Genomic DNA, 15,010 nt, shown 5'->3' with positions numbered 1-15,010 from the left:
CGCGCATGGACCATGTTCTGACCCTTATCGCCCCGCCCGGCAGCCTTGCCACGGCTGCGCTGCATGCCGCGCGCGATGCGCTCGCCGCCATCGGTGCCGCGACCGGCACGCCGGATTGGCTGGCACCTGGCGAAGCCGCCGACCTGCCCTTTGCCAACCTGTCGCCCGACCAAGCCGACGCCGCGGCACGCGCCGCGCTGTCCGGCCAGCCCGTCGACATCATCGCACAGGCCGCAGCCGGCCGGCGCAAGCGCCTGCTGATCGCCGACATGGACAGCACCATCGTCACCACGGAAACGCTGGACGAACTCGCAGGCCAGGCTGGAATCAAGGACCGCATCGCCGCCATCACGAAGCGCGCGATGAATGGCGAACTGGATTTCGAGGGCGCCTTGCGCGAGCGCGTCGGCATGCTGGCCGGCCTGCCGGTCGAAGCCATGCAGCGCACCTGGGAAGAAACGGAACTGATGCCCGGCGCGATGCAACTGGTCGCGACGATGCGCGCCGCCGGCGCCCGCTGCGCGCTGGTATCGGGCGGCTTCACATTCTTCACCGGCCGCGTCGCCGCGCTGGTCGGGTTCCATGAGCACCACTCGAACACGCTCCTTGAAGCCGATGGCCGGCTGACCGGTCATGTCGCCGACCCGATCCTCGGGCGCAACGCGAAACTCGCCACGCTGAAGCGGATCGCCGCCGAGGAAGGCATCGGGCTCGATGCCACGCTTGCGGTGGGCGATGGCGCCAATGACCTCGACATGATCCAGGCGGCAGGGCTCGGCGTGGCCTATCACGCGAAGCCGGTGGTGGCCGCCGCGGCACGGGCGCGCGTGGAACATGGCGACCTGCGCGCGCTGCTGTTCGCCCAGGGCTATCGCGGTGCGGAATTCGCCGTCGGCTGAAGCCACCAGCCGGGGGCCAGCACCCAACGCCCGTCGAAGCGTTCCAGCCGGTCACGGGCCGGATCAATGCCGGCACGCGCAAGGGCAAGTGCGGCCGCATCGCCCAGGACGTAGAAGGTTCGCGGTTCGTGCAGGCCGAATTCCAGGCGCCGCGCGACCGTTGCGTTCACAGCATCCACCGCACGCGGATCGAGCCGGGCGAGATAGACCGCATCGGTCTGCAGCCCGGCCGTCGCGGCATAGACCGCCACTTCCTCCCAATTGGTCGCCTGCATCCCGGTGGGCACCACGCGCACGAAGTCGTAGCGGCGCGCCGCCTCGGACCAGAACGGGTCGGCCAGGCGCAGCGGCACGGTGGCAGGCTGTGGCGTGAAATAATGGTGCAGCCGTGCGAAGCCGGGTCGCAGGTCGGCCGCCTGCAACATCAGCGCGGTGAACAGCACGAAGCCGGCGCGCCGGCCGCCCAGCCCGCGCACCAGCGCCACGCAGGCACCGAACAGCGCAGCATACAGCACCGGCCAAAAGAATCGTTCCGAGGCGCGCAGCGCATCAGCATGGGAGACGATCCATGCCGGCAGCGGGATCACCTCGAATTCGCGGCCGCCGATGGTCACACGATGCGTCACCGCCAGCAGCAGCAGCCCCGCCAGCACCACCAGCAGCATCCGGTAGGGCCGCATTGACCCGCGCGGACCGAGCAGCCAAGCGATCGCCCCCGCCGCAATCACCACCAGCGCGCCGAGGCCGGGATAGGAATTGCCCGCTTCCAGGTGATCGGCGGTGGCGATGTCCGGCACCAAGCCGCTCCAATACCCGCCATCGAAGGGCGCCAGCAGGTCGAGTTGCATCCGCCCATACCCGCCCCAGGTCCCCCCGAAGCCGCCGCCAAGTTCGAAGAATCCGCCCGCCCAGAGCCCGGCAATGCCGGCCGCCGGCACGGCGAGCGCCTCGGCCGCGATGCGCCAGCCGGCGCGGCGGGCCGGATCCGCCACCCGCGCCAGCCAATCCGCCGCCCAGAAAGCACCCACCATCGGCAGGATATAGGCCTGCACCAATGAGGCCGTGGCCATCAGCGCCATCCAGGCCAAGCCACGCCGCGCCCCTGCCCCCGGCACGACGCAAAGCCACAGCCCGACCAGCAGCAGGAACTGGCCGCCAAGGGCGAAGTGCCCACCAAGCCGACCCAGCAGCAGCGGCTGCAGCACGAACAGCCCGGCCCCGGCCAGCCGGGCCAGCGGTTCCCGCGTCGCTCGCCCGATCAGCATCCAGGCGATCAGGGATTGCAGCGCCCCGCAGGCATAGATCCAGATGCCCCAGTACTGCGGGACTTCGACAAGCGGTCGCAAGGCCTTGAAGGCGAAGGCCAGCAGCGGAATCGAATCCGAATAGAACACCGAGGATGCCAGTTCCATGCCCCAGCCCGGATTGGCGCCCGGCGGCCAATGCCAGGAATCGCGGGCAAAGGCCGTCCAGCCGAGCCAGTACTGGACAGGGTCGGGGCCGATCCGCCCGGACAACATCCAGCCTGTATCGCCCGGCGGCAGGATGTGACCCCCGAAGGCGGCATGGATGACGAACAGGCCTAACGCGGCCGCGGCCAGCGCGCCGATCCAATCGGGCGGGCCGGCGCGCAGCGCCGGATCATGTTTGGACGCAAGCTCCATCAGGGCAAACTCGCCGCCCCGCGTGTCGAAACAACGGCGCGGCGAACGCGATGCCGCCGGCCGCGCCCTCCGACCATCGGCATCACGCCGCCATGCACGCAAACGCCAGACGCAGACCGCCGGCTTGAGCGGCTCAGGCCGAAGGGCGGGCCGGCCGCAACCTCAACCCCGCGGTACGCGCCGGGGCCTCGGACCCGCTGGTCCTATTCGACGCGAGCGCCCGAGGCGCGAACCAGAGGCGCCCAGGCCACCACCTCATCGGCGACGTAGGTGGAGAAACGCTGCGGCGTCCAGCCGCGCATCGGCGGCGTTCCCATTTCGTTGAAGCGGTTGCCGGTCGCGGGGTCGGCCAGCGCCTGCTCGATCGCCGCCGCCATGCGTGCGACGACCGGCGCCGGCAGATTGGCCGGGCCGAAAATCCCGTACCAGGAATAGGCCTTGTAGTCGGGCAGGCCGACCTCCGTCGCGGTCGGCACGTCAGGCAGCAGGACCGAGCGCTCCGGCTGGTTCACGAACAACACCTTCGCGTTGCCTGCATCATGGTGCGGCTTCAGCAGGGAGGGGATGTCGTGGGTGAACTGCGTCTCCCCCGAGATGATCGCGGTGAAGCTTTGCCCCGCCCCGCGATAGGGCACGTGTTCGGCCCGCGCGCCGATATGGCTGAGGAAATTCGCGCTGGCGATGTGTCCGGTCGTGCCGATGCCCGAACTGCCATAGGAATAGGCCCCCGGCCGCGCCTTTAGCGCCGCGACGAAGGCATCGAGCGTGCGCACGTCCCATCCGCGCGTCGTGATCGCGAGGCTCGTCGGGATGAAGACGGTCGGCGCGATCGCCGTCAGGTCGCGCACCGGGTCATAAGGCAGGTTCGGATACAGCGTCGCCGCGATGCCGGTCGATGACAGCGTCGCCAGCACGAAGGTGTAGCCATCCGGCGCGGACTTCGCGACGAAGTCGGTGCCGAGCGTGCTGCCCGCACCGGGCCGGTTCTCGACGACCACGTTCTGGCCAAGCACCTCGGCCAGCTTCGGCGCCAGCATGCGCATCGTCACATCGGTGCCGCCGCCGGTCGCGAAGGGCACGATGATGCGGATCGGCCGGTTCGGCCAAGCGCCGGTCTGCGCCCGGGCAATCCGCGGCGCAGCCACCAACGCGGCCGCGCCAGCCAGGACGGTGCGCCGGCGCATCGGCGCCGACATGCCGGAGTTGAGGGAATTCGACTTCATCGCAGTGGTCCCTTCAGGATCGGGAGGCAGTGACATGTCGTGATATGGCGTTGGTGTTCGTCCGGCGATGCCGGCAACCCTCAGAACGACCCGCCATTGACGGGCAGCACCTGCCCGGTGACGTAGTCGGCAAGGTCGGAGGCGAAGAACAGCACCGCCTTGGCGATATCCTCGGCGCTGCCCATCCGCCGCAGCGCCAGGCCATCGATGACGCGTTGCTGCCCATCGGCGCCGTAGCTGTCCCATTGGCTGCGCGTCCCGGGGGACACGGCGAACAACCCAGGTGCGACCGCATTCACGGTGATGCCGAAGGGTCCGAGTTCCTGGGCCATCTGCCGCGTGAACCCGACCATGGCGTGCTTCGCACTCGTATAGGCCTGGATGCCGGTGCGCGAAGCCCGCAGCCCGGCGCCCGAGCTGATGTTGACGATGCGCCCGGTCCCCGCCCGCTTCATCCCCGCCGCCGCGGCGCGGACGGTGAGGAAGGCGGCGTCGAGGTTCACGTCAAGGACAGCGCGCCAATCCTCGTATCGCGCCTCCTCGATCGGCGCGAAGCGGCGGCCGAGCACGCCGCCGGCATTGTTGACCAGCACGCCGACCGGCCCGGCCTTGGCCTCGATGCCGGCGATCCAGCCGGCGACGGCATCGTGATCCGTCAGGTCCACCACCGCTGTGGCCATGCCGGGCAGGCCGGCGGCCGTCTCGGCCAGGCCCGCCGCATCGCGGTCAAGCGCGAAGACCTGCGCCCCGCGGCGGGCGAAGGCGCGCGCCGTGGCCTGGCCGAAGCCTGTGGCTGCCCCGGTAATCGCCACGACACGACCGTTGAAGTCGAGGTCCACGCTCAGTCTCCCTGATGGATGGCGATGCGCTGCCGCCGGTCCTGCGCCGCCCCGCGTGCCCGTTCGGCGAGCACGATCAGGGCCAGTTCGGCCGCGGCCTCGATGTGGTGGATGCAGGCGCGCTCGCCGGCCGCGGCATCGCGCGCGGCAACCGCTTCGGCAATGGCGCGGAGTTCGACGACGCTCTGCGCCGTGCGGCCGGGCCAGCGCGTGGAACTGAACCGGAACAGCGCCAGGCGATTGTGGATGGTCCCCAGCGCCTGGCGCAGCGCGTCATTGCCCGCACCGCCCAGCAACGCCGCATAGAACGCCGCATTCGCATCCATCACGCCGGAGATCTGCCGCCGCAGCCAGGCCTGTTCCAGCGTATCGACCGAGCGCAGCAGCGCCTCGGCCTGAACCGGCGTGCCGCGTTGCGCGCACAGCCGCCCGGCCTGGCCTTCGAGCATCGCACGCAGTTCATAGAGGTCGCGGGTTTCCTGTTCCGTCAGCACCGCGACGGTCGGGCCGCGATGCGGCACCACGGTGACCAGGCCTTCGGATTCGAGCTGGCGCACCGCCTCGCGCACCGTGGTGCGGCCGACGCCGGTCAGCTCCCCCAGCATGCGTTCCGGCAGGCGCTGCCCCGGCAACAGGTCACCGGCGACGATGGCCGCGCGGATCTGTTCCTCGGCGATCTGGCGCACGGAGATTGCGGGGGGATCCGACAGGGCGGCGTAGCTCGACACGGGCTGAGCCTGCGGACATGTCTGCCAATAGTCAACCAGATTGACAGACAATCCATCAGACCCGACGCTGGCCCGGTCAGCAAAGGGATCAGACGCCATGGCCGAACCGATCGTGATCTGGGGCTCGGGGGCGATCGGCGGCACGATCGGCGCCCATCTCGCCCGTGCGGGGCATGAGGTGCTGTTCGTGGACAGCGTCGCCGAGCACGTCGCGGCCATCGAAGCCGGCCGCCTGGCCATCGAAGGCCCGGTCGCCCAATTCACCACCGGCGGCCGCGCCGCCACGCCCGACCGCGTGACTGGCCGCCACCGGCTGGTCATCCTGGCGGTCAAGGCGCACCACACCGAGGCCGCGACCCGCGCTCTCGCGCCGCATCTGGCTGAGGAAGGCGCCGTCGTCTCCTGCCAGAACGGGCTGAACGAGCTGGTCATCGCCGAGATCGTCGGCCGCCAGCGCACCATCGGCGCCTTCGTCAATTTCGGCGCCGACTACCTCGAACCCGGGCGCATCCTTTACGGCGTGCGCGGCGCGGTGGTGGTGGGTGAGCTGGACGGCGCGCGCACGCCGCGCATCACCGCCCTGCACGCCATGTTGCGTGACAGCTTCGAGCCCGATGCCGTGCTGAGCGACAATGTCTTCGGCTTCCTGTGGGGCAAGGCGGGCTATGGCGCGATCCTGAAGTCATCCGCCCTGACCAATGATTCCATCGCCGACTTCATCGCGGATCCGGCCCGCAAGGCGCTGGTGATCGGGCTGGTGCGGGAGATCCTGTCGGTCGCAGCGGCGGAGAAGGTCACCCCGCTCGGCTTCGATGGCTTCGACCCGATGCCCTTCGCCGGCACCGACATGGTCGCGATCGAGGCAACCATGGCGCGGATGGTCACCTACAATCGCGGCTCGGCAAAGTCGCATAGCGGCATCTGGCGCGACCTGGCCGTCCGCAAGCGCCCGACCGACGTGGCGGCGCAGCTCGCCCCGGTGCGTGCCGCGGCGCGACGGCACGGCGTACCGACACCGCTCGCCGACCGGCTGGTGGAGCTGATCACCGGTATCGAGCAGGGGCGGCTGGAACAGGATGGCGCGCTGGCGGATGAGCTGGGGCGTCTCGCGAAGCCGCTTTGACGCGAGTGCTGGCTGGGCCTTGCCCCAAGGGCGCGACAATTGCCTGGCGACCCGGAGAGCGCCCTGCGCTCTCCCGCCCTCCCCACCAAAAGTTCAGAACCGATCGCGCCTGACTGGAATCAGTCAGGCGCGTGAAGATGCATGCTCAAACAACGGTTGAATGCGGTGTGCGTCGGCACGGTCGAACGCATACCGCTCCGACGCCTTTGGAAACGCTGACTTTGCATGGTGCACGGCGTCCGCATGTCACCTAAAGCGTGATCGCCGCAGGTGGAATCACCGGAGGCGTGAATCACGCGATCAAACAAAGGCATGGAGCAGGAGGCGTGAGCAAAAGCGAACGAATCCTGCTCCGGCGCCATGCCCGAAGCGCGCTTCCCAGACAGGTTGGCAAGTTCCCGCGGTCCAGGGGCCCGTTGGCCCCTGGTGGGGTGGCTTGGAGGGGCAAAGCCCCTCCAACAATCACGCCCCATGGGGCCGCGTGCCTCACCCCGGCGCGCCGCGCTCCCCACGCAGCCGCAGCGGCACGAAGCGTTGCCCGCCCGCACCTTCCACGCCGAACAGCGCGACACCGCGATTCTGCTGACGCAGCCGGGCGATGCGTTCCTGCACCTCGGCGGGCGTGGTCACGCGTTCCTGCTGCACCTCGACGATCACGTCGCCGGGGCGGAGTTCACGTTCCGCCGCGGGGCTGTTCGGCGCGACTTCGACGATCACCACGCCGCGCTGCTCAGGCCGCAGGCTGAAGCGCTGGCGCAGTTCATCGTTGATCGGCGCCACCAGCAGGCCGAGCCCGGTCAGTTCCACGGGGCGTTCCGGCTGGGCGGGGGCGGGCGTGCTGCCGCCGGCCGCCTGCGCCTGTTCGGCCGGCAATTCACCAAGGGTGATGGTGACCGTCTCCTCCTTGCCGTCCCGCCAGATCACCACCGGCACCTGCACGCCGACCGAGGCGTCGGCGACGATGCGCGGCAGGTTGCGCATCTCCCGCACGTCGACACCGTTGAAGCGCAGGATGACGTCGCCCGAGCGGATGCCGCCCCCGGCAGCCGGCCCGCCTTCCTGCGCGCGTGCCACCAGCGCGCCGCGCGCACCACCCGGCAGGCGCAGCGCCTCGGCGATCTCGTCGGTCACCTGCTGGATGTTCACGCCGAGCCAACCGCGGCGAACCCGCCCGCCGTCGCGCAGTTGCGCCACGATGCGGCTCGCGAGGTTCGACGGGATCGAGAAACCGATGCCGATCGACCCACCCGAGGGCGAATAGATCGCCGTGTTGATGCCGACCACCTGGCCGGCCATGTTGAACAGTGGGCCGCCGGAATTGCCGCGGTTGATGGCGGCATCGGTCTGGATGAAGTCGTCATACTGGCCCTGGCGGATGTCGCGGCCGCGGGCCGAGACGATGCCCGCCGTGACCGACCCGCCGAGGCCGAAGGGGTTGCCGATCGCCAGCACCCAATCGCCGACCTGCGCTTCGTCCGAATTGCCGAAGCTGACGGCGGTGAGCGGCTTGTCGGTACGGATGCGCAGCACCGCGATGTCGGTGCGCGGGTCGGTGCCGAGCAACTCCGCACGGATCGTGGTGTTGTCCTGCAGGATGACGTTGATTTCATCCGCGCCGTCGATGACGTGGTTGTTGGTCACGACGATACCGGCCGCGGCATCGATGATGAAGCCCGAGCCGAGGGACTGGCCGCGCCGCTGCGGCCGTTGCGGCTGCTGGGGTTGCTGCGGGCTGCCTTCCGGGCCCGGGCGGCCACGGTTGAAGAAGTCGCGGAAGAATTCCTCGAAGGGGCTGCCGGGCGGGGCCTGCGGCATCTCCGGCGCATCCGGCCGGCCAGGTCGCGCCTGAACCGCCTGCGTGGTCGAGATGTTGACCACCGCGGGCAGCAGCTGGCGCGCGAGCGGCGCGAAGGTTTCCGGCGCACGCTGTGCATCGGCGGGCGGGGCGATGGTCGTGGCCGCCAGGATGGCGGTCAGGAAAAGGACGGCGAAGCGCACGGTGGGGAACCTCATGCGGAATGGTCCTGGTCGGGTCGAGTAAGGAGGATGCGGCGATCCAGCCCTGGGACGGAAGCCTTCATCATGCAACGAAATGCTGCATGGACGCCATGAACGGCGATTCAGCCATTCTTCAGCGCCCAGGCGAGAGCCACGCCGAGCACGGCCGCCACCAAGCCACCGAGCCGGAGCCGTTGTTCCGATGCCTCGGCGATGGCAAGGAGCGCCCGGCGCATCGCAGCGGGTGCAAGGGCATAGGCGATGCCCTCCAGGGCCAGCACGACGGCCACGCCCTGGAGGAGACCGGTCAGTGTCACTGCGTCGCCGGCGCGCCCGTTGCCGGTGCCGGTGCGGCGACCGACGGCCTGGTTGCCGTGGTGGCCGGCGCCGGTGCCTGAATCGGTGCCTCCGGCCGCCCGCCGCTGCCGCGGAAGTAGCGGAAGAACTCGGAATCGGGCGTCATCACCATGCGGGTGTGGCCTTCCGAGAAGGCCTCCCGATAGGCCTGCATCGAGCGCCAGAACTGGAAGAACTCGATGTCCTTGCTGAACGCCTCGGCCACCAGGCGGATCGCTTCCTGTTCGCCCTGGCCGCGCAGCACGTCGGACTGCGCCTGGGCTTCCGCCAGCAGCACGGTCCTTTCGCGTTCCGCGCCGGCGCGCACGCGCTGCGCCACCTCGGCACCTTCGGCGCGGGCTTCCCGGGCGACGCGTTCGCGCTCGGACTGCATGCGCTGCAGAATGGCGTTGGTGTTCTCCTCCGGCAGGTCGGCGCGACGGATGCGGACATCCACCACCTCGATGCCGAATTGGCGCGACTCGGTGTTCACCTGGGTGCGGATCTCACCCATGATGCGGGTTCGGTCGGTCGAGAGCACCGACAGCAGCGGCTCATTGCCCAGCACGCGACGCAGGGACGACGACACGATCGAGTTCAACCGCGCGCGGATGCCCTGCTCGGTCGCACCGACCGTCTGATAGAAGCGCAGCGGGTCGGTGATGCGATAGCGCGTGAAGCTGTCGATGATCAGCCGGCGCTGGTCGCCCAGGATCACTTCCTCGCCAGGCGCATCGAAGTCGAGCAGCCGGCGATCGAAGGTAATGACCGACTGGATGAACGGCACCTTCACATGCAGGCCCGGCTTCTCGATGACGCGGATCGGATCGCCGAGCTGCGTGATCAGGACCTGCTGCGTCTGCTGGACGGTGAACAGCGACGACACCGCCGTGACCACCACCGCCGCGAGCAGGCCGAGCGCAATGACGGAGCGGTTCATCGCGGTGTCCCCTGCTGGGTACGGGGCTGGACGGCGGTGGCGCCGCCCGGTGGCAAGGGTGCCGGGCGCGTGGTCGGCACGTTGCCCTGCGGCGGACGCGGCGCGGCCGCGTTGTCACCCAGCGGCAGGAAGGGCACCACGCCCTGCAGCCGGTCATCGACGATGATCATCGGATTGCGCCGCAGGATTTCCTCCATGGTCTCAAGATACAGGCGCCGCACGGTCACATCCTGCGCCAATTGGTAGGCTGTCAGCACCGAGGTGAAGCGCGCCGCCTCACCGCGGGCGCGGGCGATCTGGCTTTCGCGCACGCCCTGGGCCTCCTGGACGATCCGCTCGGCCTCGCCGCGGGCGCGGGGGATGATGTCGTTGCGGAAGGATTCGGCCTCGTTGCGGGCGCGCTCGCGGTCGGCATTGGCGCGCTGCACGTCGCGGAAGGCATCGACCACCTGGGGCGGCGGATCAACCTTCTGCAACTGCACCTGCATGATCTCGATGCCCGCCTGGTACTGGTCCATGATCGCCTGGGTACCGGCACGCACATCCTGTTCGATCTGGGCACGTGCCTCGGTCAGGGCGGGCTGGATCGGCGTGCGGCCGATCACTTCGCGCATCACCGATTCAGCGGCCGACTTCACGGTGCTTTCCGGGTTGCGCGTGTTGAACAGGAATTCCCCGGCATCGCGGATGCGCCAGAACACGGCGACGTCGATGTCGATGATGTTCTCGTCGCCGGTCAGCATCATGCTCTCGGCCAGCACGTCGCGCGCCGGCTGCACGCGGCCGGAGACGACGCCCACCTCGGGCGAGCCGATGAAGCCGATATCGACGCGGTTGATGCGCGTCACGCGCGGCGTCGTCACGGTCTCGACAGGCCAGGGGATATGATAGTTCAGGCCGGGCGGCGCGGTGCGGATGAAGGCACCGAAGCGCATCACCACGCCCTGTTCGTCCGGCTGCACCCGATAGAAGCCCGAGGCACCCCAGAAGGCCACCAGCACCAGCCCAAGCAGCGCCAGCCCCTTGCCGCCGCCACGCGGCAGGTAGCGGCGCACCGCGTCCTGCGCCTGGCGGATCATGTCATCGAGGTCGGGTCCACGTCCGCTGCCGGTGGGGCCACCTGGACCACCGCCGCCGCCGGGCGGGGGCGGCGAGCCCCACGGCCCGCCGGGCTTCGGGTTCCCCCAGGGACTCTGACCGCCGCTGTTGTTCCAGGGCATTCGACGTTGGGCCTCCGAACTCATTCCAGGTGGTGACGTCTCGCCCGGCGCCTGCCATGTGGGGATGCGTGGCGCGCCGCGACCGACCATATGCGTGCCGGTCGGGTCGCCGGGGGGCGACCCGTTAGAAGCGTCAACCTCGCCCGGCGAAGGCGATATTGTCCAGTAACGAGGGCTTTTCAAGCGATGGCTGAGACTCTGGCGGAAGCGGTGACGGCGGCGCTGCGATCGGTGAAGGACCCCGCGACGGGGCGCGACGTGGTTTCGGCAGGCATGGTCCAGGGCCTCGCGGCGCGCGACGGGCTGGTGCAATTCTCCCTGGAAGTGCCGCGCGAACGGGCCGCGCAGATGGAACCGCTGCGCGCCGAGGCCCAGAAGGCCGCCGCCGCCGTCCCTGGCGTGCTGAGCGCGACAGTGGTGCTTTCGGCCCATCGCGCCGCCACGCCGCAACCGGCCACGCCACGCCAGGCAGCCAAGGCACCGTCGGGCCAGGGGCCGATGCTGCTGCCCGAGGTCGGTGCGATCGTTGCCGTCGCCTCCGGCAAGGGCGGCGTCGGAAAATCCACCACGGCGGTCAACCTGGCCGTCGCGCTGGCGATGCAGGGGCTGAAGGTGGGGCTTCTGGACGCCGACATCTATGGGCCGTCCCTGCCGCAGATGCTGGGCACGCGCGAGCGCCCGCGTTCGACAGGCAATACCATCACGCCGCTGTCGCGCTGGGGCCTGAAGGCCATGTCCATCGGCTTCCTGGTCGATGAGGAGACGCCGATGATCTGGCGCGGCCCGATGGTGATGGGCGCGCTGGAGCAGATGATGGGGCAGGTCGAGTGGGGTGCCCTCGACATCATGATCGTGGACATGCCGCCAGGCACCGGCGATGCGCAGCTGACCATGTCCCAGCGCGTGCCGCTGGCCGGCGCGGTGATCGTCTCCACCCCGCAGGATGTCGCGCTGCTCGATGCCCGCCGCGGCGTGCGGATGTTCGAGAAGGTGAATGTCCCCGTGCTCGGACTGATCGAGAACATGTCCTATTACTGCTGCCCGAACTGCAACCACCGGGCCGACCTGTTCGGCCATGGCGGGGCGAAACGTGAGGCCGACCGCCTCGGCGTCGAGTTCCTCGGCGAGTTGCCGCTGAAGCTGGAAATCCGGGAACTGGCCGATGCCGGCACGCCGATCGTGACGGCCAAGCCCGACAGCGAGGAAGCCGCCACCTACCGCGCCATCGCCGCCCGGGTGTGGGAGAAGGCGCGCGCCAAGGCGGAGGCCGGGCCGGCCATCGTCGTGGACTGACCCCACTACGCCCCGCGCCGCGGGATGCGGGCGCGCAGGTTGGGAATCGGAGGGGGCCTTGCCCCCTCCGGACCTTCCCCACCAAAGGCCCAGGGCCTCTGGACACCAAATACTTGGCACCGGGCCGGAGGGGGGTTTCCATGAACCGGACCGCCGCTGCGCCCCATACCGGAATCATCCGGGCACCCCGCCCGATCACTCACCCCATCGATTTCGCAGAAATCGCCCGAAGGTTCAGGAAACTGAGTTTCCTGGCGGGGAGTTCGAGGGGCAGCGCCCCTCGACCTTCCTTCCCCCCACTTTGGCCCCACCCCGCATCCGCGCTACACCCTGCCCAACCCCGGCCGGGCGTGCCCCGACCACTGGACCCGCGACGAGGAACGCCACATGCCGCAATACCGCTCCCGCACCACCACCCATGGCCGCAACATGGCCGGCGCACGCGGGCTGTGGCGCGCCACGGGCATGAAGGACGGGGATTTCGGCAAGCCGATCATCGCCATCGCCAATTCCTTCACCCAGTTCGTCCCCGGCCATGTGCACCTGAAGGACCTCGGCCAGCTGGTCGCGCGGGAGATCGAGAAGGCCGGCGGCGTCGCCAAGGAATTCAACACCATCGCGGTCGATGACGGCATCGCCATGGGCCATGACGGGATGCTGTATTCCCTGCCCTCGCGCGAGCTGATCGCGGATGCCGTGGAATACATGGTCAACGCGCATTGCGCCGATGCGCTGGTCTGCATCTCCAACTGCGACAAGATCACGCCGGGCATGCTGATGGCGGCGATGCGGCTGAACATCCCGACGGTCTTCGTCTCCGGCGGTCCGATGGAAGCCGGCAAGGTGGTGCATCGCGGGGAGAAGCGCTCGGTCGACCTGATCGACGCCATGATCGTCGCCGCCGATGCCTCCGTGACGGATGAGGAAGTCGCCGTCATCGAACGCTCCGCCTGCCCGACCTGCGGGTCGTGCTCGGGCATGTTCACCGCCAATTCGATGAATTGCCTGACGGAAGCGCTGGGCCTTGCCCTGCCCGGCAACGGCACCGTGGTCGCGACCCATGCCGATCGCGAACGCCTGTTCCTCGAAGCGGGGCAGCGCATCGTCGAGATCACCCGCCGGCACTACGAGACCGACGATGAAACCGTCCTGCCGCGCAACATCGCCACGCGCACGGCGTTCGAGAACGCGATGACGCTCGACATCGCCATGGGCGGTTCGACCAACACCGTGCTGCACCTGCTGGCGGCGGCGCAGGAAGGCGAGGTCGCCTTCGCCATGGCCGATATCGACCGGCTGTCCCGCCGCGTGCCCGTGCTGTGCAAGGTGGCCCCATCGGTCGCCAATGTGCATGTCGAGGATGTGCACCGCGCCGGCGGCATCATGGGCATCCTCGGTGAGCTCGACCGCGCCGGGCTGATCGACACCTCCGTCTCGCGCGTCGATGCGCCGACGCTGGCCGAGGCGCTGGCGCAATGGGACATCCGCCGTACCGAGGCCGAGCCGGTGCAGACCTTCTTCAAGGCCGCGCCGGGCGGCATCCCGACCACCGTCGCCTTCAGCCAGTCGGCGCGCTGGGACAGCCTGGACAGCGACCGCGCGAAGGGCGTGATCCGCGACATCGACCACGCCTTCTCCAAGGATGGCGGCCTCGCCGTGCTGTACGGCAACATCGCCGAGGAAGGCTGCATCGTGAAGACGGCCGGGGTGGATGCTTCCATCCTGAAGTTCACCGGCCCGGCGCGCGTCTTCGAGAGCCAGGATGCGTCGGTGGAAGCCATCCTCGGCGGCCAGGTGAAGGCGGGCGACGTGGTGCTGGTGCGCTACGAAGGCCCGCGCGGCGGGCCGGGGATGCAGGAAATGCTGTACCCGACCAGCTACCTGAAGTCGAAGGGGCTCGGGAAGGTCTGCGCGCTGGTCACGGATGGGCGCTTCTCGGGTGGTTCCTCGGGGCTGTCGATCGGGCATTGCTCGCCCGAGGCGGCCGAGGGCGGCACCATCGGCCTGGTCGAGGATGGCGACATCATCGAGATCGACATCCCCGCCCGGCGCCTGCAACTCGCGGTATCGGATGATGAACTCGCCCGCCGCCGCGTCGCGATGGAAGCGAAGGGTACGCAGGCCTGGCAGCCGGCCGCGCCGCGCAAGCGCAATGTGACCACGGCGCTGAAGGCCTATGCGGCGCTGACCACCAGCGCATCGCGCGGGGCGGTGCGGGACGTCTCCGGCATGCGCCGGCGCTGAACACCGGCAGGCCCCGGCCGCATGGCCGGGGCCGCCCTTCCGCCTACCCCGCGCGTGGTGCCGGCACAGGCAGGCCGAAGCGTGCGGCAACGGCGAAGATCTCCTGCCGATGGGCGAAGGCGACGAAGACGCCCATCACCCAGGTGAAGATTGCTTCCTTGAACAGTTGCCCGCCATCGCCGTAGGGGTCGATGCCGATCGGCCCGATGGTGTGGAAGAAGATCGCGCCGGACATCAGCCCGATGGTCAGCAGCGCGCCCCAGGCCCGCGTCAGTGGGACCAGCACCAGCAGCGAGGCGATGATCTCGAGGATCGCGACGGTGAGCCGGAACGGCTTTTCATAGGCTGGGATGCCGAACCAGGTCGCCAGCGGCTGGAAGACGCCCTCCACCGAGGCCGGGTGCCCGGTCAGCTTGTACTGCTCGTACCAGAGGAACTCGTAGGCGATCCAGAAGGCGGCGGGCCAGGCGAGCAGGCGCAGGATGCGATCGGTGCGGGTCATG

At 69.4% G+C, this 15,010-nt stretch carries 13 protein-coding genes; 4 read left to right on the top strand and 9 right to left on the bottom strand.

Going from position 1 to position 15,010, the window contains the following annotated elements:
- Positions 1-5 precede the first annotated feature (5 nt).
- Positions 6-899 carry a phosphoserine phosphatase SerB gene (gene serB / locus AAFN86_RS12625; RefSeq protein ID WP_347543681.1) on the top strand — a complete coding sequence of 298 codons (894 nt, stop codon included), beginning with the start codon at positions 6-8 and terminating at the stop codon, positions 897-899.
- On the opposite strand, the gene AAFN86_RS12620 is transcribed toward serB, so the two are convergent.
- The 4 genes from AAFN86_RS12620 to AAFN86_RS12605 form a co-directional block, all read right to left on the bottom strand.
- Positions 869-2,563 carry a DUF6311 domain-containing protein gene (locus tag AAFN86_RS12620; RefSeq protein ID WP_347543680.1) on the bottom strand — a complete coding sequence of 565 codons (1,695 nt, stop codon included), beginning with the start codon at positions 2,561-2,563 and terminating at the stop codon, positions 869-871. The genes serB and AAFN86_RS12620 overlap by 31 nt on opposite strands.
- 203 nt (positions 2,564-2,766) lie before the next feature.
- Positions 2,767-3,786 carry a tripartite tricarboxylate transporter substrate-binding protein gene (locus AAFN86_RS12615; protein WP_347543679.1) on the bottom strand — a complete coding sequence of 340 codons (1,020 nt, stop codon included), beginning with the start codon at positions 3,784-3,786 and terminating at the stop codon, positions 2,767-2,769.
- An 80-nt stretch (positions 3,787-3,866) separates the two neighbouring features.
- The gene (locus AAFN86_RS12610; protein ID WP_347543678.1) at positions 3,867-4,625 is read right to left on the bottom strand and encodes an SDR family NAD(P)-dependent oxidoreductase; all 759 of its coding nucleotides are present in this window, start codon (positions 4,623-4,625) and stop codon (positions 3,867-3,869) included.
- A 2-nt stretch (positions 4,626-4,627) separates the two neighbouring features.
- Positions 4,628-5,353, bottom strand: coding sequence for a GntR family transcriptional regulator (locus AAFN86_RS12605; protein WP_347543677.1), 726 nt, complete (start codon positions 5,351-5,353; stop codon positions 4,628-4,630).
- A gap of 97 nt (positions 5,354-5,450) precedes the next feature.
- On the opposite strand from AAFN86_RS12605, the gene AAFN86_RS12600 reads away from it, so the two are divergent.
- Positions 5,451-6,476 (top strand): 2-dehydropantoate 2-reductase N-terminal domain-containing protein, encoded by a 1,026-nt coding sequence (locus tag AAFN86_RS12600; RefSeq protein ID WP_347543676.1) that lies wholly within the window; start codon positions 5,451-5,453, stop codon positions 6,474-6,476.
- Between the two features lie 486 nt (positions 6,477-6,962).
- On the opposite strand, the gene AAFN86_RS12595 is transcribed toward AAFN86_RS12600, so the two are convergent.
- From AAFN86_RS12595 to hflK, 4 genes are all read right to left on the bottom strand, one after another.
- The gene (locus tag AAFN86_RS12595; protein ID WP_347543675.1) at positions 6,963-8,489 is read right to left on the bottom strand and encodes a DegQ family serine endoprotease; all 1,527 of its coding nucleotides are present in this window, start codon (positions 8,487-8,489) and stop codon (positions 6,963-6,965) included.
- Positions 8,490-8,596: 107 nt separating this feature from the next.
- Positions 8,597-8,791, bottom strand: a complete 195-nt coding sequence (locus AAFN86_RS12590; RefSeq protein ID WP_347543674.1) for a DUF2065 domain-containing protein — start codon at positions 8,789-8,791, stop codon at positions 8,597-8,599.
- Positions 8,788-9,750: a protease modulator HflC gene (gene hflC / locus AAFN86_RS12585; protein WP_347543673.1), complete on the bottom strand. Its 963-nt coding sequence runs from the start codon at positions 9,748-9,750 to the stop codon at positions 8,788-8,790. The genes AAFN86_RS12590 and hflC overlap by 4 nt, the downstream gene beginning before the upstream one ends.
- On the bottom strand, positions 9,747-10,970 hold the full coding sequence (gene hflK / locus AAFN86_RS12580) for an FtsH protease activity modulator HflK (RefSeq protein ID WP_347543672.1): 1,224 nt from the start codon (positions 10,968-10,970) through the stop codon (positions 9,747-9,749). Before hflK ends, hflC begins: the two co-directional genes overlap by 4 nt.
- 186 nt (positions 10,971-11,156) lie before the next feature.
- On the opposite strand from hflK, the gene AAFN86_RS12575 reads away from it, so the two are divergent.
- Together AAFN86_RS12575 and ilvD are read left to right on the top strand one after the other, a co-directional pair.
- Positions 11,157-12,263 (top strand): Mrp/NBP35 family ATP-binding protein, encoded by a 1,107-nt coding sequence (locus AAFN86_RS12575; RefSeq protein ID WP_347543671.1) that lies wholly within the window; start codon positions 11,157-11,159, stop codon positions 12,261-12,263.
- A 387-nt stretch (positions 12,264-12,650) separates the two neighbouring features.
- Entirely contained in the window at positions 12,651-14,507 is a 1,857-nt protein-coding gene (ilvD, locus tag AAFN86_RS12570; protein ID WP_347543670.1) for a dihydroxy-acid dehydratase, read from the top strand.
- A 43-nt stretch (positions 14,508-14,550) separates the two neighbouring features.
- Here the strand turns inward: ilvD and AAFN86_RS12565 are convergent, their stop codons facing one another.
- A complete protein-coding gene (locus AAFN86_RS12565; RefSeq protein ID WP_347543669.1) occupies positions 14,551-15,009 on the bottom strand; it encodes a hypothetical protein in 459 nt (152 codons plus the stop codon).
- Position 15,010 lies beyond the last annotated feature (1 nt).

This window comes from Roseomonas sp. CAU 1739 (genome assembly GCF_039839775.1).
Lineage (GTDB): Bacteria > Pseudomonadota > Alphaproteobacteria > Acetobacterales > Acetobacteraceae > Neoroseomonas.
This window is presented reverse-complemented; position numbering and strand designations above follow the sequence as displayed.